Genomic DNA, 23,160 nt, shown 5'->3' with positions numbered 1-23,160 from the left:
ATTCAACTAGAATATATAGAAACACACACAAAAAAAGGGTGCGTCACAGACTTATGACACACCCTCCCTCTTTATTTTATGTTTCAATCCGTTTTTTCCGCGGATTGGTTATCTGCTGGAATTATTGGTTTTTGAAGACCAATCCATCTGCATCTGTATGATCGATGGTAATTGGTTTCTCTCTGCTAACCTCTTCTGCAAGAATCTTCTTGCTCAAGTCGTTTAATACATAATCCTGGATAGCGCGCTTTACAGGACGGGCACCAAACTCTGGGTCGTATCCTACCTTTGCCAGATACTGGATAGCTGCAGGAGTCCAGCGAAGTTCAAAGCCCTGAGGCTCCAACATCTTCTTTACTCGCTTCATCTGAAGTTCTACAACCTCGGCAATCTGCTCCTGGGTCAACGGCTTGAAGGTAATGATATCATCAATACGGTTCAGGAACTCAGGACGGAAGGTCTTGCGCAACATCTCACGGCTTGCGTTGGAAGTCATGATGATGATGGTGTTCTTGAAGTTGACTACACGACCCTTGTTGTCAGTCAGACGACCATCGTCCAATACCTGCAACAGGGTATTGAATACATCAGGATGCGCCTTCTCAATCTCATCGAAGAGAACCACACTATATGGTTTGCGGCGTACAGCCTCGGTCAACTGGCCACCTTCATCGTAGCCTACATACCCTGGAGGCGCACCGATCAGACGGGTTACGCTAAACTTCTCCTGATATTCACTCATATCAATTCGGGTCATCATCGACTCGTCATTGAACAGATACTCAGCCAGCGCCTTGGCAAGTTCCGTCTTACCTACACCTGTAGTACCGAGGAAGATGAAGCTGGCGATAGGACGCTTAGGATCCTGCAAACCGGCACGGCTGCGGCGAACGGCATCACTTACAGCGGTGATAGCCTCATCCTGTCCGATGACTCTCTTGTGGAGTTCTTCCTCCAGATGGAGCAGTTTCTCACGCTCGCTCTGCATCATACGGCTTACTGGTATTCCGGTCCAGCGGCTTACAACCTCAGCGATATCATCAGCAGTAACTTCCTCTCTGACCATCGCTGCGCCACCCTGTGTACTCTTCAGCTGCTCCTGAATCTTCTTGATGTCATCCTCGAGCGCCTTCAGTTTAGAATAGCGTATTTCAGCCACACGTTCGTAATTGCCTTCGCGCTCCATGCGTTCAGCCTCAAACTTCAGGTTTTCTATCTCCTGCTTATCCTGCTGAATCTTGTTGACGAGTGCTTTTTCGCCTTCCCATTTAGCACGGAAGTCATGCTCCTGATCCTTCAATTCTGCAATTTCCTTATCCAACTGCTGAATCTTAGGCTGGTCATTCTCGCGCTTGATGGCCTCACGCTCAATCTCCAACTGCTTTAAGTGGCGGGTAATCTCATCCAGTTCTTCTGGTACAGAGTCACGCTCCATTCTCAGTTTGGCTGCTGCCTCATCCATCAGGTCGATAGCCTTATCAGGGAGGAATCTGTCAGAGATGTATCTCTCTGATAACTTGACGGCTGCGATGCAGGCATCATCCTGAATACGTACCTTATGATGGTTCTCGTAGCGCTCCTTGATACCACGGAGGATACTGATGGCGTCTACCTCGTCAGGCTCATTGACCATGACGGTCTGGAAACGGCGTTCCAGCGCCTTATCCTTCTCAAAGTACTTCTGATACTCGTTGAGGGTAGTAGCACCGATGGCTCTCAGTTCACCACGAGCCAGGGCTGGCTTCAGAATGTTGGCTGCATCCATGGCGCCTTCACCACCGCCTGCACCTACCAGCGTGTGAATCTCATCGATGAAGAGGATAATCTGGCCGTTGGCGTTGGTTACCTCTTTGATGACGCTCTTCAGACGCTCCTCGAACTCACCCTTATATTTGGCACCGGCTACCAGCGCACCCATATCGAGAGAATAGAGTTGCTTGTTCTTCAGATTCTCCGGTACATCGCCACGTACGATACGCTCGGCAAGACCTTCTACGATGGCAGTCTTACCTGTACCAGGCTCACCTATCAGAATAGGGTTGTTCTTGGTTCTTCGTGACAGAATCTGGAGTACTCTTCTTATTTCCTCATCACGTCCGATAACTGGGTCCAGCTTGCCGCTTCTAGCCTGTTCAACAATGTTTTTCGCATATTTCTCCAAACTCTGATAGTTATCATCAGCGCTTTGTGATTTTACGTTCTGTCCCTGTCTCAGTGCCTGAATGGCAGCGAGCATATCTTTGGCATTTGCACCAGCATCCTTCAGAATACGTGCAGCAGTAGAGTTGCCCTGTACGATAGCCAACAGGATAGGTTCTAAGCTAACGAACTCGTCGCCCATTTTCTTGGCGGTATCCTCGGCATTCATCAGTATCTGGTTAGTCTCGTTGCTGAGGTACGGCTGACCGCCACCCTGCACACGAGGCAGATGTTGCATCTCCTGACGCAAGAGCATGGCGATTTGCTGTCCGTTCATGCCCAACTTCTGGAAGATGTAGTTGGTCACATCGGTAGCCTTTTCAAGAATACCGCTAAGCAGATGCACCGGTTCGATGGTTTGCTGACCATTTCGCTGCGCAATGTTTACGGCTTCCTGTACCGCCTCCTGCGCCTTGATTGTAAATTTGTCGAATGTCATATTAATATCTCCTTTCTTATATTATATATTCTTATTTGTGTTATTTGGATGAGCGCCGGAATCTCCTCTTCGGAAACCTCCCGATGCGTTCCTCCCATCCTTTAGCGAAACTTATGCCTATTCGTTGAAAATCAGTGGTTTACTGACAATCTGTCTTGTTTTGGGTAGATAAAAGATAGAAATAAGAGATATTTCCGGACAGAATGACAGAAGACGACGGTTTGAGTACGGGCTGAAGGCCCAGGCTCCTTTCTGGGCGTGAGGGCTTACTGGCGAAAGTTCAGTACGCGAAGAAATGATAGAATTAGAATTCGCTCAGATTGCTTATTTCTTGATTTCTCTCAATTATCTTTTAAATATCCTTTAAATAATGCTATTTTATGGGGGGAAATGTTGTGTAATCAAAATAATCTTCGTACCTTTGCACCATCATAAATTATAATTTATAAGTTCAATGGCTGAAACAAAGAAAATCAAGACAGCGTTGGTGTCTGTCTTCCACAAGGATGGCTTGGACGAATTGCTCGCCAAGTTGAATGAAGAGGGTGTAAAGTTCCTGAGTACTGGTGGTACCCAGAAGTTTATCGAGTCTTTGGGTTATGAATGCGAGAAAGTTGAGGAGGTCACTACCTATCCATCTATCTTGGGTGGTCGCGTAAAGACTCTTCATCCTAAAATATTTGGAGGTATCTTGGCTCGCCGTGACAACGAGGGTGACCAGGAGCAGATGAAGGAATACGAAATCCCTTCTATCGATCTCGTCATCGTAGACTTGTATCCTTTCGAGCAGACTGTAGCTAGCGGTGCTAGCGATGCTGATATCATCGAGAAAATCGATATTGGCGGTATCTCTTTGATTCGTGCAGGTGCCAAAAACTTCAAGGACGTGGTAATCGTTCCTAGCAAGGCTGAATACAGCGTATTGCTTGATATCCTGAAGAAGAAGGGTGCTGAGACTGATATCGAAGACCGCAAGATGTTTGCAGAGCGTGCATTCGGTGTAAGCTCTCACTACGATACTGCAATCCATGCATGGTTTGCTAAGTAAACTCTCGGAAAAATAAAGTAGTTAAGGAGTTAAGAAGTGGAAGAAGTCAGGACAAGTGTCTGCGGGGATTCTATCCCCGGTATATGACAGACTGTTGCCGTGGCTTCTATGCTCCTTTAACTCCTTAACTCCTTAAATAAAAAGAAAATTTTAAGCTTAAAATAATTAAGAAACGAAATGGGATTTTTTTCATTTATTCAGGAAATCGCAATGGACTTGGGTACAGCCAATACCATCATTATCAGTGATGATAAGATTGTAGTGGATGAACCTTCTGTTGTAGCCCTTGACCGCCGCACCGACAAGATGATTGCTGTGGGCGAGAAGGCTAAGATGATGTACGAGAAGACTCATGATAATATCCGTACTATCAGACCATTGCGTGATGGCGTGATTGCCGACTTTACTGCCTGTGAGCAGATGATGCGTGGATTGATTAAGATGGTTCATACTGGTAGCCGTCTCTTCTCTCCTTCACTCCGTATGGTTATCGGTGTACCTTCTGGTTCTACCGAGGTTGAGCTTCGTGCTGTGCGCGACTCTGCCGAGCATGCCGACGGACGTGATGTATATTTGATTTTTGAGCCAATGGCAGCCGCTATCGGTATCGGTATCGATGTTGAGGCTCCAGAGGGTAATATGATTGTTGATATAGGTGGTGGTTCTACCGAAATCGCTGTCATCTCATTGGGTGGTATCGTATCGAACAACTCAATCCGTACAGCCGGTGACGACCTTACTGCCGATATCCAGGAATATATGAGCCGTCAGCACAACGTGAAGGTTTCTGAGCGTATGGCTGAGCGTATCAAGATTCATGTGGGTTCAGCTCTGACCGATCTGGGTGATGAGGCTCCAGAAGATTTCATCGTACATGGTCCTAACCGTATTACAGCGTTGCCTATGGAGGTGCCTGTATGCTACCAGGAGATTGCTCACTGTCTGGATAAGACCGTGGCAAAGATTGAGAACGCTGTGCTCTCAGCATTGGAGAACACACCTCCTGAGCTTTATGCCGATATCGTGAAGAATGGTATCTGGCTCTCTGGTGGTGGTGCTTTGCTCCGCGGTCTCGACAAGCGTTTGCAGGATAAGATCAATATCCCATTCCACATCGCAGAAGATCCATTGCACAGTGTTGCTAAGGGTGCTGGTATTGCGTTGAAGAATGTAGACCGTTTCTCATTCTTGATGAGATAATCAGAACTTATTCTAATAGTAAGAATAAAGTATGCGCAACCTTTTAGAGTTTTTAGCGAAATACAACCATTGGTTTGTCTTCCTGATTCTTGAGGTGGTGAGTATGGTGCTGTTGTTTCTGTATAACAGCTATCAGGGCAGTGCCTGGTTCTCCTCGGCTAATGCCGTAACGGGTAAGTTGTATGAATGGGATGCGAATGTAGAAACATTCTTCTCACTTACCAAGGTGAACCAGGAACTGACACAGCGCAATGCGTATCTCGAACAGGAGGTGCAGAAACTTTCCGACAGTCTCGTGAGCGTGACCAAGGATAGCAGCATCTACCATCGTGACCAGTTTGCATTGCTGAGAAACTATCGTCTGATTCCGGCTAAGGTGGTGGCGAATAGTGTCGATAAACCCGGCAACCTGATGACAATTGACAAGGGTAGCGCAGATGGCATCCACAAGGATATGGGTGTAATCAGCGGTACGGGTGTTGTGGGTATCGTGTATCTGGTGGCAGAACATTACGCTATCGTGATTCCGGTATTGAACACGAAGTCGAACATCAGTTGTATGATTCAGAATAGAGGCTATTTTGGCTATCTGCGCTGGAAGGGTGGTGTGTCTGACCTTGCCTATCTGGAAGAGGTGCCACGTCATGCTCACTTTAAATTGGGTGACTATGTGGTAACGAGTGGCTATTCTGCTGTATTCCCTCCTGGAGTGAGAGTAGGCAGGATATTGCACGTGTTCAACTCCGCCGATGGACTGTCGTATCGCGTACAACTTCGCCTCTCTACCGATTTTGCCCGTCTGCGTGATGTATGTGTAATTGATGATGCCGCCATGAAAGAGCGGTTGGAGATTATGCGTGCAGCACAGGATAGCATCGAAACAAATGGAGACAATAATCAATAATGACGTATAGTAAGAGGATATATAAAGCAATGAGTATAGATTTAGTGAAAAGACTAGCTACCTTTGTGGTGCTCGTGCTGGTACAGGGATTGGTGTTTAATCATATTCATCTATTCAATTGTGCCACCCCCTTGCTGTATATCATTATGGTACTGCATTTCCGCCGCAACCATCCTAAATGGACGGTGTTATTGTGGTGCTTTATGATGGGGCTTTGTGTGGACGTATTTGCCAATACGCCAGGTGTTGCAGCAGCTTCGATGACTGCCGTAGGACTGCTACAACCTTATTTGTTTGAACTTTTCGTACCGCGTGACAGCGCCGACGATCTGGAACCGTCCATGCGTTCTATCGGCGTAGGTGCATATTGCTGGTACGTATTCTTCATCATTCTCGTTTATAATCTATTGTTCTTTACACTCGAAACATTCAATTTCTTTAATTGGGTTCACTGGTTGGAATGTATAGGCGGAAGTACGGTTATCACTTATATATTGGTGATGGCGACAGAAAGTTTCAGAAAGTAAGATTCCGGATAAGTGCTGAGAGAGAATAGAACACGATTTTTAGTTTGCTATATATAATAAGGTATGTTGGATTACAATCTTGAAAAACGTAGATTCGTTATCGGTGGAGTGGCCATAGCTATTGTGGTCATTTACATGATTCGTTTGTTTACACTTCAGATTATGAGCGACGACTACAAGAAGAATGCCGACAGTAATGCCTTCTTGAAGCATATTGAGTTTCCCGCCCGTGGTGCCATTTACGACCGTAATGGTAAGCTGCTGGTGTATAATCAGCCGTCTTACGATCTGATGGTGGTCATGAACGAGGAGAGCGGCAGGCTTGATACGATGGATTTCTGTAATTCGCTGGGTATCACGAAAGAGTTTTTTATCAAGCGAATGAACGATATCAAGGACCGCTCTAAAAACCCGGGCTATTCGCGCTATACCCAGCAGCTTTTTATGGGACAGCTGAGCGACCGGGATTTCAGTGTGTTCCAGGAGAAGATGTTCCGATTCCCCGGTTTCTATGTCCAGAAACGTACCGTCAGAGAATATACCTACCCTTATGCAGCCCATGTGCTGGGTGATGTGGGTGAGGTTTCGCAAAGCGATATTGAAGATGATGACTACTATCAGGCTGGTGACTATATCGGAAAACTGGGTATCGAGAAGTTTTATGAGAAGCAGCTGCGTGGTGAGAAGGGTGTGAAGATCATGCTGAGAGATGCCCACGGAAGAATACAGGGTAGCTATCAGAATGGTAAACTCGACCAGAAACCTGTGGCTGGAAAGGACTTGACGCTGGGATTGGATGTCAAGTTGCAAGCCTTGGGCGAACGTCTGCTCCAGGGTAAAATCGGCAGTATCGTTGCCATCGATCCTAGAACGGGCGATGTGCTGGCTATGGTTTCTTCTCCTTCTTACGATCCAAGACGTCTGGTGGGTAGAAACCGCGGTAAGATGCACAAGTGGCTCTCGCATAATCCTTGGAAACCGCTCCTGAACCGTAGTATTCAGGGTCAGTATCCTCCGGGTTCTACCTTTAAGACCAGCCAGGCGCTGACTTATCTTACAGAAGGTATCATCACACCGGGAACAGCATTCCCATGTAATCATGGTTTCTCTTATAAGGGTCTGCATGTGGGCTGTCATGGTCACCCGTCGCCTATTTCGCTGGTTGATGCCATCAGTACCTCTTGTAACGGTTACTTCTGTTGGGGTCTTTACTATATGATAGGTAACCGCAAGAAGTATGGCAGCGTACAGAATGCGATGACCGTATGGAAAAATTATATGGTGAGCATGGGATTCGGATATAAGTTGGGCATCGACTTGCCTGGCGAGAAACGCGGTCTGATTCCGAATGCACAGTTCTATGATAAGGCTTATAATGGTTCATGGAACGGACTGACGGTAATCAGTATTTCTATCGGTCAGGGTGAGGTTAACCTCACGCCGTTGCAGATAGCTAACCTGGGTGCTACCATTGCCAACAGGGGATACTATTATGTGCCTCATGTAGTGAGAAAGGTAAAGGGCGAACCGCTTGATACGCTCTATACCCGACGCCATTATACCAAGGCTTCCCGCCGGGCTTACGACTATGTGGTAGCCGGTATGAGAAGTTCGGCGCTGAAGGGAACCTGTAAGATGCTCGGCCGCTACGATTTCGAACCTTGCGGCAAGACGGGTACGGCACAGAACCGTGGCCATGACCACTCTGTATTCATGGGCTTTGCTCCGATGAACAACCCGAAGATTGCCATTGCCGTGTATGTAGAGAATGGTGGTTGGGGTGCTGACTATGGTGTGCCTATCGGTGGTCTGATGATGGAACAGTATCTCAAGGGTAAGTTATCTCCTGATTCTGAGCATAGGGCTGCAGAGATGCAGGCCCGTAGAATCGCCTACGGATTAAGCAGTAGATAGTTTTCAGTTAATAGTTTATAGATTATGATCGATAATAAACAACCTAGTGTGCTTGCTTCACTTGACTGGTGGACGATAGGTATTTATCTGGTACTCCTCATCTTCGGATGGGTGAGCGTCTGTGGAGCCAGCTATAACTATGGTGACAACGAGATATTCAGTCTGGGTGCCCGCTCGGGTATGCAGATTATATGGATTGGCACATCCATAGCACTGGGATTGGTAATCCTGCTGCTTGATGACCGGTTTTACGATACCTTCTCGTATGTCATCTATGGCGTCCTGATACTCTTGCTCTTTGCTACGATATTCAATCCGCATAGCATCAAGGGTTCCCACTCCTGGCTGGTGTTGGGACCGCTCCGACTGCAACCGGCTGAGTTTGGTAAGTTTGCTACGGCTCTGGCGGTAGCCAAGTTTATGTCAAGCTATGGTTTCAGTATGCAGAACCTGAAGCATTTCATGGCAGCCGTAGGCATTATCGTTCTGCCGATGCTCTGTATCGTAGGTCAGCGCGAAACGGGTTCTGCCCTGGTTTATCTTTCATTCTTCCTCATGCTTTACCGCGAAGGAATGCCGGGTGCCATTCTCTTTACCGGCGTGTCGATGGTGGCTTACTTCGTAGTGGGTGTGAAGTATGAGAACGTGATGATGTGGGATACCTATACTTCTGTGGGTAAGTTTGTAGTGCTTCTACTGGTGCAGATTTTTACGGCTGGCATGGTGAACTCCTATACGGGCGATAGGAAACAGGCACTGATGATCCTTGCCTATTCGGTAGGCATTACGCTGCTCTTCGTGCTCTTTTCTACCTATGTCATTCCGTTCGACATTGTGTGGATCCAACTCTTCCTGTGTGCTATGCTCATCGGATTCCTGGTTTATCAGGGACTGAGAACCCGGTTCCGGAATTACTTCCTCATCTCCATCTTTTCGTTGGGAAGTATCGCTTTCTTCTATTCTGCCGATTATGTGTTGAATCATGTGATGGAACCTCATCAGAGAGTGCGTATCAACGTACTGCTGGGACTGGATGAAGATTTGGCAGGTGCGGGATATAACGTGCATCAGAGTGAGATTGCCATTGGTTCCGGCGGACTTCAGGGCAAAGGTTTCCTCAATGGAACGCAGACCAAACTGAAGTTCGTGCCTGAGCAGGATACAGACTTTATCTTCTGTACGGTAGGCGAGGAGGAAGGTTTCCTCGGTTCGGCAGGCGTGCTGCTGCTTTTCCTGGCTTTGATATTGCGGTTGATGCATCTGGCTGAGCGGCAACCTTATAAATTCGGGCGTATCTACGGCTATTGTGTCCTGTCGGTATTCCTCTTCCACCTGTTTATTAATGTGGGAATGGTGTTGGGTTTAACACCGGTTATCGGTATTCCGCTGCCGTTCTTCAGTTATGGTGGCAGTTCGTTATGGGGATTTACCATCCTTCTTTTCATCTTCTTGAGAATTGATGCGGGTAGGAACTTAGTGAGAAGTTAAAAAAAGAGTGAACAGATTGTTGATGAATCTGTTCACTCTTTTTTTATTGTATCTTTGAAATCTTGATGCCGATGTCACTCACACCGGGCAGGATTTCTCTTTTCATATCATGTCTGATGGCTACGTGTATGGAATCGCCCTGATGCATCTGATAGATGTTGATAGGGAAGTTATACTGATAGTAGCTGATACCCTGTCCTTTGCTCACGCCGTTGTTGTCAATCAGCTGGCAGTTGACCGTATCTATCTTGCATTCGCCAGGTATCTTTCTGTTTCGGTGATAAACCGTCTGTTCTACGATGAGCGTAAGTCCCATGAACGGGTAGGCACCTGTAATGCGAAGTCCTAGGCTTTGTTTGTAATGCCCGGGCTCGAGTAGAGGTGAAACTTCGAATGATAGGGTGTCGTTCTTCTCCCATCCTGCAATCGGTGTATGGGCATACTCATCGTATACGGTCGAACCGCTGCAGGCAGAGAGAATGTGAACGATCGCTGTCAAAACGATGAAATAAACAGTCTTTTTCATCTTTTTCTAGCTCCTATTCTTTATTCTTGTGGGGCGTTATTGCCTTGTGGGGCGTTGCCATTCTGAGGGGTGTTGTTACCTTGCGGCTTGTTTCCACCCTGTGGCTTGTTTCCCTTGTTAGGTCGTCTGTCGTTTCTTGGCTGGCGGTTGTCACCCTTAGGATGATTGCCCTGATTACGGTTGTCGCGGCGCTGGTTGTTTGACTTGCCTTCATTCTTCTGAGGTTTGTTGTCGCCATTCTGCGCGCGGTTCTCGTTCTTCTGCGGCTTGTTGTCTCCCTCCAGCTGGCGAGGTCCCTTGTTCTTATTGTTCTTCTTCTTCTTCTTTTTCTTAGCCTTGTCAAAGCGGCTCAAATCAGCTTCGGCAAGCAGGTCGGTTGGCTTGGCTACAGGTTTTGCCTTACCGTCTTCCAGCAGACTCAATGGCTTCTCGCCCTGACGGTTCATTTCGATGATAGCCTTGGCACGCTCGATGCTGATGGTTTCGAGGTTGGAAGCAAGGTTCTTGTCAGAAGAGTAGGTGATAAGACCTGCCAGGATATCCACCTTGAACTGATGGAAATCACCGTCGGCAGTCTGCAGTACGGCATCCTTAGGAGGCAACTTTCTGCTAGCCTCTACATAGCTGTCTACCTCGTAGTTGAGACAGCACTTCAGTTTGGCGCACATACCAGCAAGTTTCTGAGGATTCAGAGAGATGTCCTGGTAGCGTGCTGCATTGGTGCTAACGCTGATGAAGTTCTTCATCCAGGTAGCGCAGCAGAGTTCTCTGCCGCAAGGACCCGTTCCACCGATGCGGCCTGCTTCCTGTCGCGCACCGATCTGTTTCATCTCAATGCGCACATGGAAGGTATCGGCAAGAACCTTGATGAGCTGGCGGAAGTCCACACGTTCGTCAGCGATGTAATAGAAGATAGCCTTGTTGCCGTCTCCCTGATATTCTACATCACCTATTTTCATCTTCAGTCCGAGATCTTTGGCAATCTGGCGGCTCTGGATCATGGTGCCGTGTTCACGGCTCTTAGCCTCCTTGCATTTGTCAAGATCCACCTGCTTGGCGATACGGTAGATACGCTTGATATCATCCTGCGACTTGAGGTTTGCCTTCTTAATCTGGAGTTTTACCAGTCTTCCGGTCAGCGTAACCACACCGATGTCATGACCCGGGTTAGCCTCTACCGCCACTATATCGCCCTTCTTCAGGTCGAGGTTATTCACATTGTGATAATATCCCTTACGGGTATTCTTGAACTGTACCTCCACGAGGTCAGTACTTTCAGCATTGCCGGGTACATCGGCAAGCCAGTCGTATGTGTTGAGCTGTCTGTTCTGTCTTCCTACACCCTTAGCGCACAGACCACGGTCGCAGCCGTTACACATCCTGAATTTCATATTTTTGTAATCCACGATCGTCTAATTTATAATGTCTAATTTATAATGTACAATGAATAATGACCAGGCATCTGCCCCGTTATTCATTTGAATTCTTCACTCTTCGTTCTTCACTCTTCACTTCCTTAGCAGGAGTACGATGATTTTGAGCGCCATATCGAAGAAAACGATTTTGGCATTGGCATTTTGCGAAATCATGCGCTTGCTGTCTTCGAAGAGGTTGGAGATGTCAATGATGTTTGCCTCGTTGATGAAGCGGGCAAAGTTCTTGGCAAAGTTCTCCTCATCCTGCGTCATGTAGCTCAGTTCCGGATTCCGGAAGTTGTACATGAAACTTTCTCTGAGCATGTGCATGAAGTAGTCGAGCATGCGTTTCTGCTTTTCTCTTCCGAAGGTTGCTATCACATCGGTCCACTTCTTGAGGTCACCAATCTTGCGCATGTAAGCCAGTCGCATCAGCATGATGAACATGTCGAGATGCTGCCGGTTTTCGTTTCCTGCATCCAGTTCTTCGAGTGCGAGGTTCCAGTTGCCGTTGGCGATACGGGCTATGCGGTGTGCCATGTCTGGCTCCAGCGCCCTCCGTTCTATCAGCGCTTTTTCCATCTCAGCGGTTTCTATCTTCTTGAAGTCGATACGCTGCGTACGGCTTCTGATGGTTTCGAGCAGCAGTTCCGGATTCTCGCTTACCAGCAGGAACACCGTCTGGCGTGGCGGCTCTTCCAGCAGTTTCAGTATCTTGTTGGCACTCTGTATGTTCATACGTTCCGGGAGCCATATCAGACTTATCTTATATCCGCCCTGACTCGACATCATCATCAGTTCGTGAGAGATGGCATCGGTTTCTTCGGCAGTGATGATAGCCTGTTTGTTATAGTCGGCATCCGTCTTGCCCATCTTCAGCATCCAGTCGCTAATCTGGATGTAGGGACCTTTAGAAAGCAGCAGCTCTCTCCATTCCTTGATGAAGTCGAGGCTCACCGGTTTGTGTTCGCTGCCCATATTGGCGGTCTTGATGGTAGGAAAGGTGAAGTGGAGATCCGGATGTTCCCATTTCCTGAGCATCGGTGAATCGCCCAGAAGATAGCTGGCAAAAGCCAGTGCCATCGCCAGTTTGCCGCAACCCTGCGGGCCGCAGAACATCAGCGCATGGGGCAAACGGTTCTCCTGAACCATCTCCATGAGACGGTTCCATACTTCTTGCTGACCTATAACTTCATTTCTTTGCATTTAAAACAGAATTTTTGCTATTTGCTTGACGCTGTCTACAGCCGATACGGTGAAGAAGTGAACATTGTTGTAACCATGTTCGAAGAGATCTTGCACCTGAGCGGTAGTCCACTCGATACCGAGCTGCTTGGCATCTTCGTCAGTTTTACATTTCAATACCTCCTGTGCGAGTTCTTCAGGAATATCGCAGTGGAAGGTTTTCGGCACTACTGTGAGCTGGCTCAACTTGGCGAAAGGCTTGATGGCAGGAATGATAGGGATGGTTACGCCTATCTGCCGAGCCTTTTCAACGAAAGCATAGAACTTCTCGTTGTCGTAGAAGAGCTGGGTAACGGCATACGCTGCGCCCAACTGTTGTTTCTCCAGCAGATGCTGCATATCCATTTCGAGGTTTGGCGCCTCTTCATGTTTCTCCGGATAGCAGGCTACACCGCAGCAGAACTTGTCGCCCGGGTGCTTGATGGGTATGCCGTCAAAGAAGAAACCATCGTTAAACTGATTCACCTGCTTCAGGAGGTCGGTGGCATGGGTATGACCGTTCTCGGTTGGTGTAAACTGCCGGTCTTCTTTCGCCTTGTCTCCTCGCAGAACGAGAATGTTGCTGATGCCCAGAAACTGGAGGTCGAGCAGTTCGTACTCGATGTCTTCCTTCGTAGCACCGCTGCAGATAATATGAGGGATGACAGGTATGTCGTACTTATTCTGTATAGCGCCTGCGATGGCCACGGTGCCCGGGCGGCGGCGCACACGCTGGCGAGTGAGGAGACCGTTTTCCAGTTCCTTGTATACATACTCGCTATGGTGCGTAGTGATGTTGATAAAGCGAGGACCAAACTCGCTCAGCGCATCGATGGTACGGAAGAGTGCTGCTGTTCCGTTACCTTTCAGCGGAGGTAAAACCTCGAACGAAAAGCCTCGCTTATCGCCCTGCTGATGTAGAAAATCTGCTATGTTCATATTACCTAAATTCTATGTTTCTTCTTATTTTGGTGCAAATTTACAAAAAAAATAGGGGAAAACCGCATGTTGAACGTAATATTTATAAAGAAAAAACGTATATTATTAGGTGGAGATTGATTTTTGACATGAAAAAAGAAGATTTCCTGCCGGTAAATGCTACGCTATTCTACAGAAAAGTGATTAAAATTTAAACCTAAAAAATAATGAAACAAAAACAAACAGGCTCTAGAGCCTATCTTATTTCAATTGTGATGGTAGCCGTTTTGGGCGGCTTGCTTTTCGGTTATGATACCGCGGTAATCTCGGGAGCCGAGAAGGGTTTGCAGGCATTCTTCATGGGTGCTGAGGATTTCACCTATACCGATTTCTGGCATGGATTCACTTCTTCCAGTGCCCTGATTGGTTGTATCATCGGTTCGGCGCTTTCGGGTGTGCTGGCTTCTAACTGGGGCCGTAAGCGTTCGCTGATCTTTGCGGGTGTGATGTTCTTCATCTCTGCATGGGGATCTATGTGTCCTGAGTCTTTGGTGTTGCCAAAGGGCGAACCTAATCTTACGCTTCTCATCGTGTTCAACCTCTATCGTGTGATTGGCGGTATCGGTGTGGGTCTGGCATCTGCTGTATGTCCGATGTATATCGGTGAGATTGCGCCTAGTAACATCCGTGGTATGTTGGTCAGCTGGAACCAGTTTGCCATCATCTTCGGTCAGCTGGTGGTTTATTTCGTCAACTTCTTCATTCTTGGCGATCATATTGCTCCTGCTATTCAGAGTGTGGGCAATGGTATGAACCAGATTCTGAATGGTGGCGAGGCTGCCTGGGCTATTGAAACCGGATGGCGCTATATGTTTGGTTCTGAGATGGTTCCTGCGGGTTTGTTTGCTCTGCTTATCTGCTTTGTTCCTGAGACTCCCCGTTATCTTGCCATGGTTGGTCAGGATGCGAAGGCTGAGCGTATCCTGGCTCGCATCAATGGTGCTGAGGAGGCTAAGAAGATTTTGGATGACATCAAGAATACGGTTACTGAGAAGAAGGAGAAACTGCTTACTTACGGTGTGCTCTGTATCTTCGTAGGTGTGATGCTTTCCGTATTCCAGCAGGCTGTAGGTATCAATGCCGTGCTCTATTATGCTCCTCGTATCTATGAGGCTATGGGCTTTGACAATCCGATGGTATTGACCGTATTCAATGGTATCGTGAACCTCGGTTTCACCTGTGTAGCCATCTTTACGGTAGAGAAGTTGGGACGTAAGCCTTTGCTCATTACCGGTTCTCTGGGCATGGCATTGGGTGCCATCGGTGTAGCCATCACCTTCGGTAATCCTAATCTGCAGTTGTTGTGCATGGTATCCATCATGGTTTACTCTGCATCATTCATGTTCTCTTGGGGACCAATCTGCTGGGTACTTATTGCCGAGGTATTCCCTAATACGATTCGTGGTGCTGCCGTAGCGATTGCCGTAGCCTTCCAGTGGATTTTCAACTGGATTGTTTCTACCTCTTTCGTTCCGATGGCTAACAGTCTGGGTTATTGGTTCACCTATGGCCTGTATGGTGTTATCTGTATCCTCGCTGCCATCTTTGTATGGAAGCTCGTTCCTGAGACCAAGGGTAAGACGCTGGAGGATATGACCAAACTTTGGAAGAAAAACTAAGTTCTTATTCTGTGAAATATCTAGACCGCCAGGCGTAGAAAGAAACGCCTGGCGGTCTTTCTTTATGCCCCCGGCTTCGCAACGCTTAATCCATATCATGATATGACGGCGCGCTGTCGCCCCGTCGGTTGTGTCGGGAAAGTAGAGCAGACCCAGCTCGGTCTTGCTGTACATACGTTGGGAATAATTCATAAGCTTTATATTTTTTATGATGCAAAAGTAATATTTATTTCAGACTTATGCAATTTTTTGAAGAGAAAAAATGCATTTTAATAGCTGATTTGTTGAAAAAAAATCTTTTTCCTCCCGTATTACGTATAGTGTAAAAGATGTAAATGTATATATATAATATACTTGGTATAGTATAGGAAAGAAAAATTAGTATTTAACTATCTGATATTCAGCGTCTTGCATTTTTAAGATTCGCCAAGATAGTCATTCGGGCATATCAGAAAATACATGATTGGCCCTCATGGTACCTATTATTGGCCCTCATGGTACCCTCTGAAAGACTAAATTGCCCTGATAGTCATTGCCCACCAAAATGAGGTGAAAAAATGATGTTCTTCCGTTTACCAACTGAAGCGGTTGCGTCGGGTTAAGGATATGGCTGCACTGGGTTACGCAGACGTCTGGACAAGGTTAAGGATTCGACTGCATCGGGTTAAGGATTCGACAACGTAGGCTAACGGAGTCGTATCCGTCGATTTATCGAGACGTCTTGACTCGCTGACAGAACCATCTGGAGTAGCTGACTGAACCATATCAGTATTCTGTTGCATACGCTTGCATGCAAAAGTATACATAATTGAGCCAAATAGTGCACAACTGGTACTTATCGTACCAAAGTGGACAAGTGGGGCGCCGCCGATGTTGTATCTTTGTATCAGCATTCGGGAAGAGACCGGTGCACAACATGATTATTCACAATTTTAAAATTTTATGTATTATGGCAATTAATTACAGTTTAGTAAAGCTTGCGTCAAAATTTGGTGACAAAGCAGGAGTTCCTAAGTTCTACGCACGTGCTCAGATGAACGAGTCTATTTCGCTCAAGAAGTTTGCGAAGTTGATCGCTATGCAGACCACTGTATCCTATGCGGATGTAACAGCCGTTCTGATCAGTTTGCAGGAGAACATGGTCATCGAGTTGCAGCGAGGCAACCAGATTGATTTCGGCGAGTTGGGCAAGTTCCGCCTCCAGCTTACCAGTGAGGGTGCGGCAACCGCAGCCGAATTTAAGAGCGACATCAACATCAAGGGTGTTAACATCCAGTTTATACCGGGTAGCGATCTTGCCAACATCTTTACGGGTATGGAGTTTGAGCAGGTTGCATCACGTGCCGTACAGAAGGCTGCCCTCAAGGCTGAGAAGGAGGGTGCCAAGACCCTCGACATCGAGGAGGCTAAGAAAAAGCCTGCCAAGGACAATGCTTCTTCAGGCGGCGATACCACGGGTGGCAACACCTCAGGCGGCAGCACTACTGGCGGCGAAACCACGGGTGGCGGAACAGGCAACACTGGAGACGGATTAGAATAATTAACCTTTTAAAACAGAATAGATTATGACAGAAAAGAACAAGCAGAAATGGAATGAGATTATCAAGTTTGCAGTAACCGTACTGACAGCTCTCCTCGGGGCGTTGGGCGTTTCGGCAGGTGGACTTTAGAAGGATGCCTATGAGAGATATCGATATGATAGTGGTGCATTGCAGCGGTAGCCGCTGCAATCACCGTTATACGATGAAGATGCTGCGCTACGACCATGTGCATAACAACGGCTGGACTGACATCGGCTACCATTTCTACATCACGCTGGATGGAGTGGTGCATGCCTGTCGCCCGGTAGAGCGTATGGGCTCTCATGCCATCGGTTACAATGCGCACAGCATAGGTATCTGTTACGAGGGTGGTCTTTCGCCATCGGGCTGCATCAGCGACACCCGCACTCCTAAGCAGAAGGAGTCGATGAAGCATCTGATTCAGGATCTTCACCACCGTTTTCCGAGCATCCGGACCATCCTGGGTCATCGCGATTTGCCTGGCGTTCAGAAAGCCTGTCCATGTTTTGATGCCACGAAGCTCCAGTACCTTCTGGATGCTTCCTGATACTCTTCCTTTAAGAGGGATTTTCATGAGCAGAAACCCTCTGAATTTATTTAACAAGTTAGGGCGCATCCAATCCGGATGCGCCCTTCCCCTTTGTCGCATATTTCTTTCATTCAACATTCATCATTTACCTCTCAACATTCACCATTCTCTAACTTTTTCAGAAACTTTTCCCAGAAAACTCTTGCAGATATGAAAATAAAACCGTAACTTTGCGCTATAGAATTTTAAAACAGATGGTTATGAAGTACTTAGATCCTAAGGCAGACCTTACGTTCAAGAAGATATTCAGCAATCATCCTAAAAGACTGATCAGTCTTCTGAACGCCCTCCTGCCACTCAGCGAAGAGGAGCAGATACACGAGATAAAGTATCTGCCTACAGAACTTGTGCCTCAGCTCGAAGGGGGCAAGAACACCATAGTGGATGTACTCTGCACAGATGTCAGAGGCAGGAAGTTCTGCGTGGAAATGCAGATGGAATGGTCTGATGCTTTCCAGCAGCGAGTACTGTTCAATGCATCCAAACTCTATGTAAGCCAGGCAAAAAAGGGAGGCAAATACAGCGAACTTCAACCAGTATATTCCCTGAATCTTGTGAATGATATCTTTGCGCATGATACTCCGGATTTCATCCACAACTACCGCATCGTGCATGATAAGGATAGCAATAAGGTCATCGAGGGCTTGCATTTCACCTTCATAGAACTCCCTAAGTTCACTCCTCATTCCATTGCCGATAAGCGCATGATGGTCTTGTGGCTCCGTTTCCTGACAGAAATCAATTCCAACACGAAGGAGATTCCTGCCGACCTGCTCAATGACCCAGAGATTGGAAAAGCCGTAGAAGATCTTGAAGTTTCCGGCTTTACAGATGCCGAACTCAGAGCCTACGACAAGTTTTGGGATTCGGTAAGTGTTGAAAGAACCCTCCTGGATGACAGGTACCAGAAAGGAATGGAAGAAGGTATGGAAAAAGGCATGGAGAAAGGCATGGAGAAAGGTAGAGCAGAAGGCAAGCATGAGGCCAATACAGAAACAGCACAACGTTTGCTGGCAATGGGACTTTCTGCCGAACAGGTTGCCAAAGCTACCCAGCTACCTTTGGAAATCATTAAGAATCTGAGCAATTCATAAAAAATATAATAGCTGAGATGTTGATTACGAATATCTCCATATAATCAAGGGTCTATACGCCACCTGTTCATCGTGGTATATAGACCCTTGTCGTTTTTTATTCATTTTATCCATCGTATTGAATAAAATCAGTACTTTTTTATTCAATACGAATGATTTTCAGCCATTTTCTCCCGCCATTCGGTAGGAGTACAACCTTCCTTTAACTTGAAAATGCGGTACAGATAGGTGCGGGCAGAGAAACCACATTCGGCAGAAATGATGTCATTACTATAGTCTGGATATGTCTGATTTATAATGAATGCGCTTGCAAAATTACAATAATAATTTCAGAAAAAGAAAAAAGTTCTTAAAATATTAATAAAAAAACAAATAATAAAGTGTTTCGCAAGATTTTCAACTGAACTTTCATGAGTAATAAAAGCATTCTTTGTATAAATGCAACAAGGCGCAACCTTCTCACGAAGACTGCGCCTCTAATAGTTTTCTTTTTTTGTTTAATTTTTAAGAGAGTATTAACATATATATATTTGTAAGTGTAAGTTTCTTACTTCTTTATTTCTTTTGCTCTGAACTTTATGGCTCGAAGAACTTAATCTGTGTTCCATTTGCCAACTGAGTTCCTGCCATATTAAAGTTGAATGCTGTAGGATTTGGTTTCTTCTCATCCTTTGGATCAACTTCGTAACCATAAACAACCAAATAAGCTTCAACCTTGCTTTTATCCTGGGTAACTTGTCCGAAAGTATATTGGCTGTTTCCGCTAGAATAGCAATAGAACTTAACCTTATGTGTTGCACCACCATATTCCAGGTTTACAGTAATAGCATCAGGGAAGAGCATGAACTGGATAAAAGGTGTAACTGTATAGTAATATACAACACTCTTGAAGCTAACCGGCATCTCATATTTCTTCAATACTTCCTTCAGGTCTTTCGTGTCAACATTTTCTGGAATGTAACGGGCAAAGATCTTTACAGGGAAGTTGTTAACAGTCATTACAGTATCTTTGCCATCTCCGTGGATAGATGTAGAGACATCTAAGGTGTCGTGATATTCCTTTTTGCCGTCTTTTTCTGTAACATTCTCGTCGCTCACGTAAGCGAGTTTGCTCATGCGGCTACCTGATGTCTTGAGATAGCAGGTCTGCTTTTCTGCTTGTGTGAGCGGCTGATAATAGCTGTTGTTATCATCGCCTGTATTACAAGAAGTGAATGCGAAAGCTGCAACGAAGGCAGCTACAATTGAGAATAATTTGATTTTTTTCATTTTGCTATTATATTTTGATTCTTATTTTCTCATATTTCTCAGCCTAAATGCACCCCGATATAGTTGCCCGAGGCACTTCAGTTCTTGTATAAAACAAGAAAAGGCGGGAAACTTGCATCACTTTTAGTTAATCTCTGTTAATGCTCTTCACTTGTCCATTTCATAGAGCACTTTTGCCAATGTATCGTAACCTCTGACTTTCAGTTCTTAGTTGTTTGAGCTTTTTACTGTATTAAGTCTAGGTTTGTCTTACATAGCGATGCAAAGTTAGTTTTTTATTTTGAAATACGCAAGAAATTTATGATTTTCTTTCTCTTTTTCGCATAAAAATACTACTTTTGTGGAGATTTTAGGGATTATTCACCTAAAAGCGGAATGAATCGTGTAGACTCTGAGTCTCATGGAAAATGAATTAATGATGAATCTGATATGAAAAAGAAAGTAGGTACATTTAAGATTTGGCTGTTGGCGATAGCCGCAGTAGTGGCGTTTTCTGTCTTGCCGAAGATTTCTTCGCTGGCAACAGAAGATCAGGCACTTGTTGTAAAGGAGAACAAGCAGGAGGCTGCTGATGCTGCGGGCGATGAACCGTCTGCAGAGAATAAGCAGGAAACTGCTGGAGAGGGTGCGAATCTGGAGGCGCAGGGGCTGGAGATTCCGGCATCTAAGTTAAAGGTATCTGAAACCATCAAGCATCGGTTGGCTTATACGGTATCTTATAATCATGATACGCGACAGCCGAATTGGGTAGCCTGGGCGCTGACGGGGGAGCATGCTTCTGGTAAGTTGCCGCGCGGTAAGTTTGCTGATGATGAGGAGATGCCGGCACCCGTGGGTACTTTGGAGGATTATTACAACAGTGGTTTGGACAGGGGACACATGTGTCCGGCTGGTGACAACAAATGGAGTCAGCAGGCGATGGATGAATGTTTCCTGATGACCAATATGTGTCCGCAGAACCACAGTCTGAATGCGGGGGTATGGAACACGATAGAGCAGCAGTGCCGCAACTGGGCGAAGCAGTATGGTAAGGTTTATATTGTCTGCGGACCGATATTTCTGAATAAGGAGCATCGCAAGTTGGGTAAGAACAAGGTGGTAGTGCCTGATGCCTTCTTCAAGGTGGTTCTTCATACGGGCAAGAATCCGCAAGCCATCGGCTTTATCTGCCGTAACCAGTCGCAGAAAGGCAGAAAGAAGACGGAATTCGTAAATTCAGTGGATGAAGTGGAGCGTATCACCGGCTATGATTTCTTCCCTCAGCTTCCGGATGATGTTGAGAAGAGGGTAGAGGCTAAGGCTGAAATGTTTTAAAAAGGAATTTCTGCAGTATCCGGTAATAGGATATAACAAAAAAGAGGGTGTGTCATAAGTCTGTGACGCACCCTTTTTTTGTGTGTGTTTCTATATATTCTAGTTGAATCGTAGTCTTTCTTCACAAAGGGAATCTTATTATATTGTATAGAAACTTTACTTTTCTTGTTTTATCGATAACAAAACAGCCCCAAAGCTCACAAAAGGGCATAGTTATCCCTGACGATAAAACAACCAAAATTGAGTTTTATCGTTTTATACCCAAATATTTCTTCAAATTGAATCCCATTCCGAACAATCCTAGATCCATGTAAACCTTGTCCATTCCAAAATGCCTGAATCGCTTATAATGCATATCTGCCTTCATCTGCCCAAATACAGCTTCCGGCTCTATCGGTCGCTGGCTTCTGTGTTTCAAGCCCTCTTCAGACGTTAGTAGCAGGAAGGCTTCCTTTTTATATGCATTCAGTTTATGGTTGACATATATGGTTCTGTTGCCTTTGGATTTCTTGCAGAGACTTCCAAGCGGACATCCATCACATCGTTGTGCTCTATATAATGTAATGACAGACACATAGCCGGAGTCACTTTTCGTTTGCCGTTGTCCACAAGGTTCCATGTGTTGTCCCATGGGGCAGACATAATAGTCATCATCCCTGTTGTAGTAGAAGTTCGCTTGGTTGAAGGCATCCTCCTTGAAAGGCTTATGCTGTTCCTTGTGAAACCAGTTGTACTTTACATAACCCATCATTTCTTCCATCTCTAGGTACTCGTAGTTCTCCTCCGAGCCATACCCTGAGTCTGCGGTGACGCTCTTGGATTGCTTTCCATATCTTTTCTTGTACTTATCCAAAAAAGGCTTGAAGGTCAGGGTGTCTGTTGGATTGGGATAAAGGGCGAAATTCGTCCAATATTGATTCTCTGTCGCAATTTGAAGGTTATAGGCAGGCTTTGTCTGCCCATTGTTCATGGCATCTTCCTTGAGGCGCATGAAGGTCGCATCGGGATCAGTCTTGGAGTAACTGTTTCTCTCGCCCAGTATATCCAGTGATTTTTCATACTCGCACAGTTTGTCCGAGGCTTTGAACAAGTGATCTATCTGAGTATTTAGCTTTTGCTTCTCTCTTCCTGTAAGCTTTGCCTTAGGAAGGTTCTTAGCTTGCCTCTCACACAAACGTGCACTTCTCTCTACATCCTTGGCGGAAGTGGCTGGCTCGCTGTCTTCTTCCTTAATGTCACTCCCGCCATTCAGGCGAATTTGTTCTTTTATCTGAGCCAATGCAGCAGAGGTCTTTTCCAAGAGCTTAGCCCTGTTCTTTTCCACAGTCTTCTTCCATACAAACGTGTACTTGTTTGCTTTCGACTCTATCTTAGTGCCATCAACATATTGTTCCTCCAGACTAATCACGCCCTTTTCAACCAATATGGAGACGACTGCATCAAAATAAAAGTCGATGCATTTAATCATATGATTGGATCTAAAGCGGTTGATTGTTGCGAAAGATAATTGCTTACCTCCACAAATCCACATATAGCGAACATCGTATTTAAGTGCGTCCGCTATGCCACGACAGGAATAAACGCCATTGATATAGGCAAAAACAACTAAACTTAGAAGCATCTTCGGACTGTAAGGAGGAGCACCAATCCCATCATAGGTATCCATGAGAGGGTTGATGTCCATACTGCGAACAATACGATCCACCATACGAACTTTGCTGTCTTTTGGCACATAATCATCGAAAGAGTTAGGAAAAAAGCTCAATTCGTGCCGAGTTTCAGATTTTATTTGTATCTTTGCCATACTTAAAGAAGTTTTCTGCAAAGATACAAATCTTTTGCGGAAAGGCA

At 46.0% G+C, this 23,160-nt stretch carries 20 protein-coding genes and 1 pseudogene; 12 read left to right on the top strand and 9 right to left on the bottom strand.

The genetic code is table 11. The annotated features are described in order from the left end of the window. Positions 1–121: 121 nt before the first annotated feature. Positions 122–2,638, bottom strand: a complete 2,517-nt coding sequence (clpB, locus tag ONT08_RS03280) for an ATP-dependent chaperone ClpB (protein WP_264959237.1) — start codon at positions 2,636–2,638, stop codon at positions 122–124. Positions 2,639–3,092: 454 nt separating this feature from the next. Between clpB and ONT08_RS03275 the strand changes: the two genes are divergently transcribed. The 6 genes from ONT08_RS03275 to rodA all read left to right on the top strand — a co-directional run bounded on the left by ONT08_RS03275 (position 3,093) and on the right by rodA (position 9,719). Beyond that, positions 3,093–3,686, top strand: a complete 594-nt coding sequence (locus tag ONT08_RS03275) for an IMP cyclohydrolase (protein WP_119236676.1) — start codon at positions 3,093–3,095, stop codon at positions 3,684–3,686. Between the two features lie 177 nt (positions 3,687–3,863). Further along, positions 3,864–4,886 carry a rod shape-determining protein gene (locus tag ONT08_RS03270; RefSeq protein WP_006847875.1) on the top strand — a complete coding sequence of 341 codons (1,023 nt, stop codon included), beginning with the start codon at positions 3,864–3,866 and terminating at the stop codon, positions 4,884–4,886. A 31-nt stretch (positions 4,887–4,917) separates the two neighbouring features. Then, positions 4,918–5,790 carry a rod shape-determining protein MreC gene (mreC, locus tag ONT08_RS03265; protein WP_264959236.1) on the top strand — a complete coding sequence of 291 codons (873 nt, stop codon included), beginning with the start codon at positions 4,918–4,920 and terminating at the stop codon, positions 5,788–5,790. Positions 5,791–5,819: 29 nt separating this feature from the next. Continuing rightward, on the top strand, positions 5,820–6,317 hold the full coding sequence (mreD, locus tag ONT08_RS03260; protein ID WP_264959235.1) for a rod shape-determining protein MreD: 498 nt from the start codon (positions 5,820–5,822) through the stop codon (positions 6,315–6,317). 63 nt (positions 6,318–6,380) lie between these two features. After that, on the top strand, positions 6,381–8,231 hold the full coding sequence (gene mrdA / locus ONT08_RS03255; protein WP_119236674.1) for a penicillin-binding protein 2: 1,851 nt from the start codon (positions 6,381–6,383) through the stop codon (positions 8,229–8,231). A gap of 24 nt (positions 8,232–8,255) precedes the next feature. Next, a complete protein-coding gene (rodA, locus tag ONT08_RS03250) occupies positions 8,256–9,719 on the top strand; it encodes a rod shape-determining protein RodA (protein ID WP_117587738.1) in 1,464 nt (487 codons plus the stop codon). A gap of 43 nt (positions 9,720–9,762) precedes the next feature. Here rodA and ONT08_RS03245 read toward each other — a convergent pair whose 3' ends face one another. The 4 genes from ONT08_RS03245 to ONT08_RS03230 all read right to left on the bottom strand — a co-directional run bounded on the left by ONT08_RS03245 (position 9,763) and on the right by ONT08_RS03230 (position 13,823). After that, complete coding sequence (locus ONT08_RS03245; RefSeq protein ID WP_022120428.1) at positions 9,763–10,245, bottom strand: gliding motility lipoprotein GldH; 483 nt, start codon at positions 10,243–10,245, stop codon at positions 9,763–9,765. A 20-nt stretch (positions 10,246–10,265) separates the two neighbouring features. After that, positions 10,266–11,651, bottom strand: a complete 1,386-nt coding sequence (ricT, locus tag ONT08_RS03240; RefSeq protein ID WP_264959234.1) for a PSP1 domain-containing protein — start codon at positions 11,649–11,651, stop codon at positions 10,266–10,268. 102 nt (positions 11,652–11,753) lie between these two features. Next, on the bottom strand, positions 11,754–12,866 hold the full coding sequence (locus ONT08_RS03235) for an ATP-binding protein (protein ID WP_118415675.1): 1,113 nt from the start codon (positions 12,864–12,866) through the stop codon (positions 11,754–11,756). After that, complete coding sequence (locus ONT08_RS03230; protein ID WP_118201317.1) at positions 12,867–13,823, bottom strand: methylenetetrahydrofolate reductase; 957 nt, start codon at positions 13,821–13,823, stop codon at positions 12,867–12,869. A gap of 206 nt (positions 13,824–14,029) precedes the next feature. Here ONT08_RS03230 and xylE point away from each other — a divergent pair, with 206 nt between their 5' ends. Further along, positions 14,030–15,481, top strand: a complete 1,452-nt coding sequence (gene xylE, locus ONT08_RS03225) for a D-xylose transporter XylE (RefSeq protein ID WP_118086164.1) — start codon at positions 14,030–14,032, stop codon at positions 15,479–15,481. Positions 15,482–15,568: 87 nt separating this feature from the next. Here xylE and ONT08_RS03220 read toward each other — a convergent pair. Next, a pseudogene (locus ONT08_RS03220) lies at positions 15,569–15,655 on the bottom strand (DUF4248 domain-containing protein); the annotation flags it as partial. A 775-nt stretch (positions 15,656–16,430) separates the two neighbouring features. On the opposite strand from ONT08_RS03220, the gene ONT08_RS03215 reads away from it, so the two are divergent. The 4 genes from ONT08_RS03215 to ONT08_RS03200 all read left to right on the top strand — a co-directional run bounded on the left by ONT08_RS03215 (position 16,431) and on the right by ONT08_RS03200 (position 18,726). After that, a complete protein-coding gene (locus ONT08_RS03215; RefSeq protein ID WP_264959233.1) occupies positions 16,431–17,021 on the top strand; it encodes an HU family DNA-binding protein in 591 nt (196 codons plus the stop codon). Between the two features lie 25 nt (positions 17,022–17,046). Then, positions 17,047–17,151 (top strand): smalltalk protein, encoded by a 105-nt coding sequence (locus tag ONT08_RS03210; protein WP_181977238.1) that lies wholly within the window; start codon positions 17,047–17,049, stop codon positions 17,149–17,151. A 10-nt stretch (positions 17,152–17,161) separates the two neighbouring features. Beyond that, positions 17,162–17,590, top strand: a complete 429-nt coding sequence (locus ONT08_RS03205; RefSeq protein WP_264959232.1) for an N-acetylmuramoyl-L-alanine amidase — start codon at positions 17,162–17,164, stop codon at positions 17,588–17,590. A 236-nt stretch (positions 17,591–17,826) separates the two neighbouring features. After that, positions 17,827–18,726 (top strand): Rpn family recombination-promoting nuclease/putative transposase, encoded by a 900-nt coding sequence (locus ONT08_RS03200; protein WP_264959231.1) that lies wholly within the window; start codon positions 17,827–17,829, stop codon positions 18,724–18,726. Between the two features lie 143 nt (positions 18,727–18,869). On the opposite strand, the gene ONT08_RS03195 is transcribed toward ONT08_RS03200, so the two are convergent. Both ONT08_RS03195 and ONT08_RS03190 read right to left on the bottom strand, forming a co-directional pair. Then, a complete protein-coding gene (locus ONT08_RS03195; protein WP_254974158.1) occupies positions 18,870–18,986 on the bottom strand; it encodes an AraC family transcriptional regulator in 117 nt (38 codons plus the stop codon). Positions 18,987–19,302: 316 nt separating this feature from the next. Beyond that, entirely contained in the window at positions 19,303–19,995 is a 693-nt protein-coding gene (locus tag ONT08_RS03190; protein ID WP_264959230.1) for a DUF4840 domain-containing protein, read from the bottom strand. Between the two features lie 429 nt (positions 19,996–20,424). Here ONT08_RS03190 and ONT08_RS03185 point away from each other — a divergent pair, with 429 nt between their 5' ends. After that, positions 20,425–21,309: a DNA/RNA non-specific endonuclease gene (locus ONT08_RS03185; protein WP_264959229.1), complete on the top strand. Its 885-nt coding sequence runs from the start codon at positions 20,425–20,427 to the stop codon at positions 21,307–21,309. 247 nt (positions 21,310–21,556) lie between these two features. Here the strand turns inward: ONT08_RS03185 and ONT08_RS03180 are convergent, their stop codons facing one another. Then, positions 21,557–23,113, bottom strand: a complete 1,557-nt coding sequence (locus ONT08_RS03180) for an IS1182 family transposase (RefSeq protein WP_118200255.1) — start codon at positions 23,111–23,113, stop codon at positions 21,557–21,559. Positions 23,114–23,160 lie beyond the last annotated feature (47 nt).

The sequence above is a fragment of the Segatella copri genome (genome assembly GCF_026015465.1).
Taxonomy (GTDB): Bacteria; Bacteroidota; Bacteroidia; order Bacteroidales; family Bacteroidaceae; genus Prevotella; species Prevotella copri_E.
Note: the sequence above shows the minus strand (reverse complement) of the source record. Positions and strands in the feature narration are given on the sequence as shown.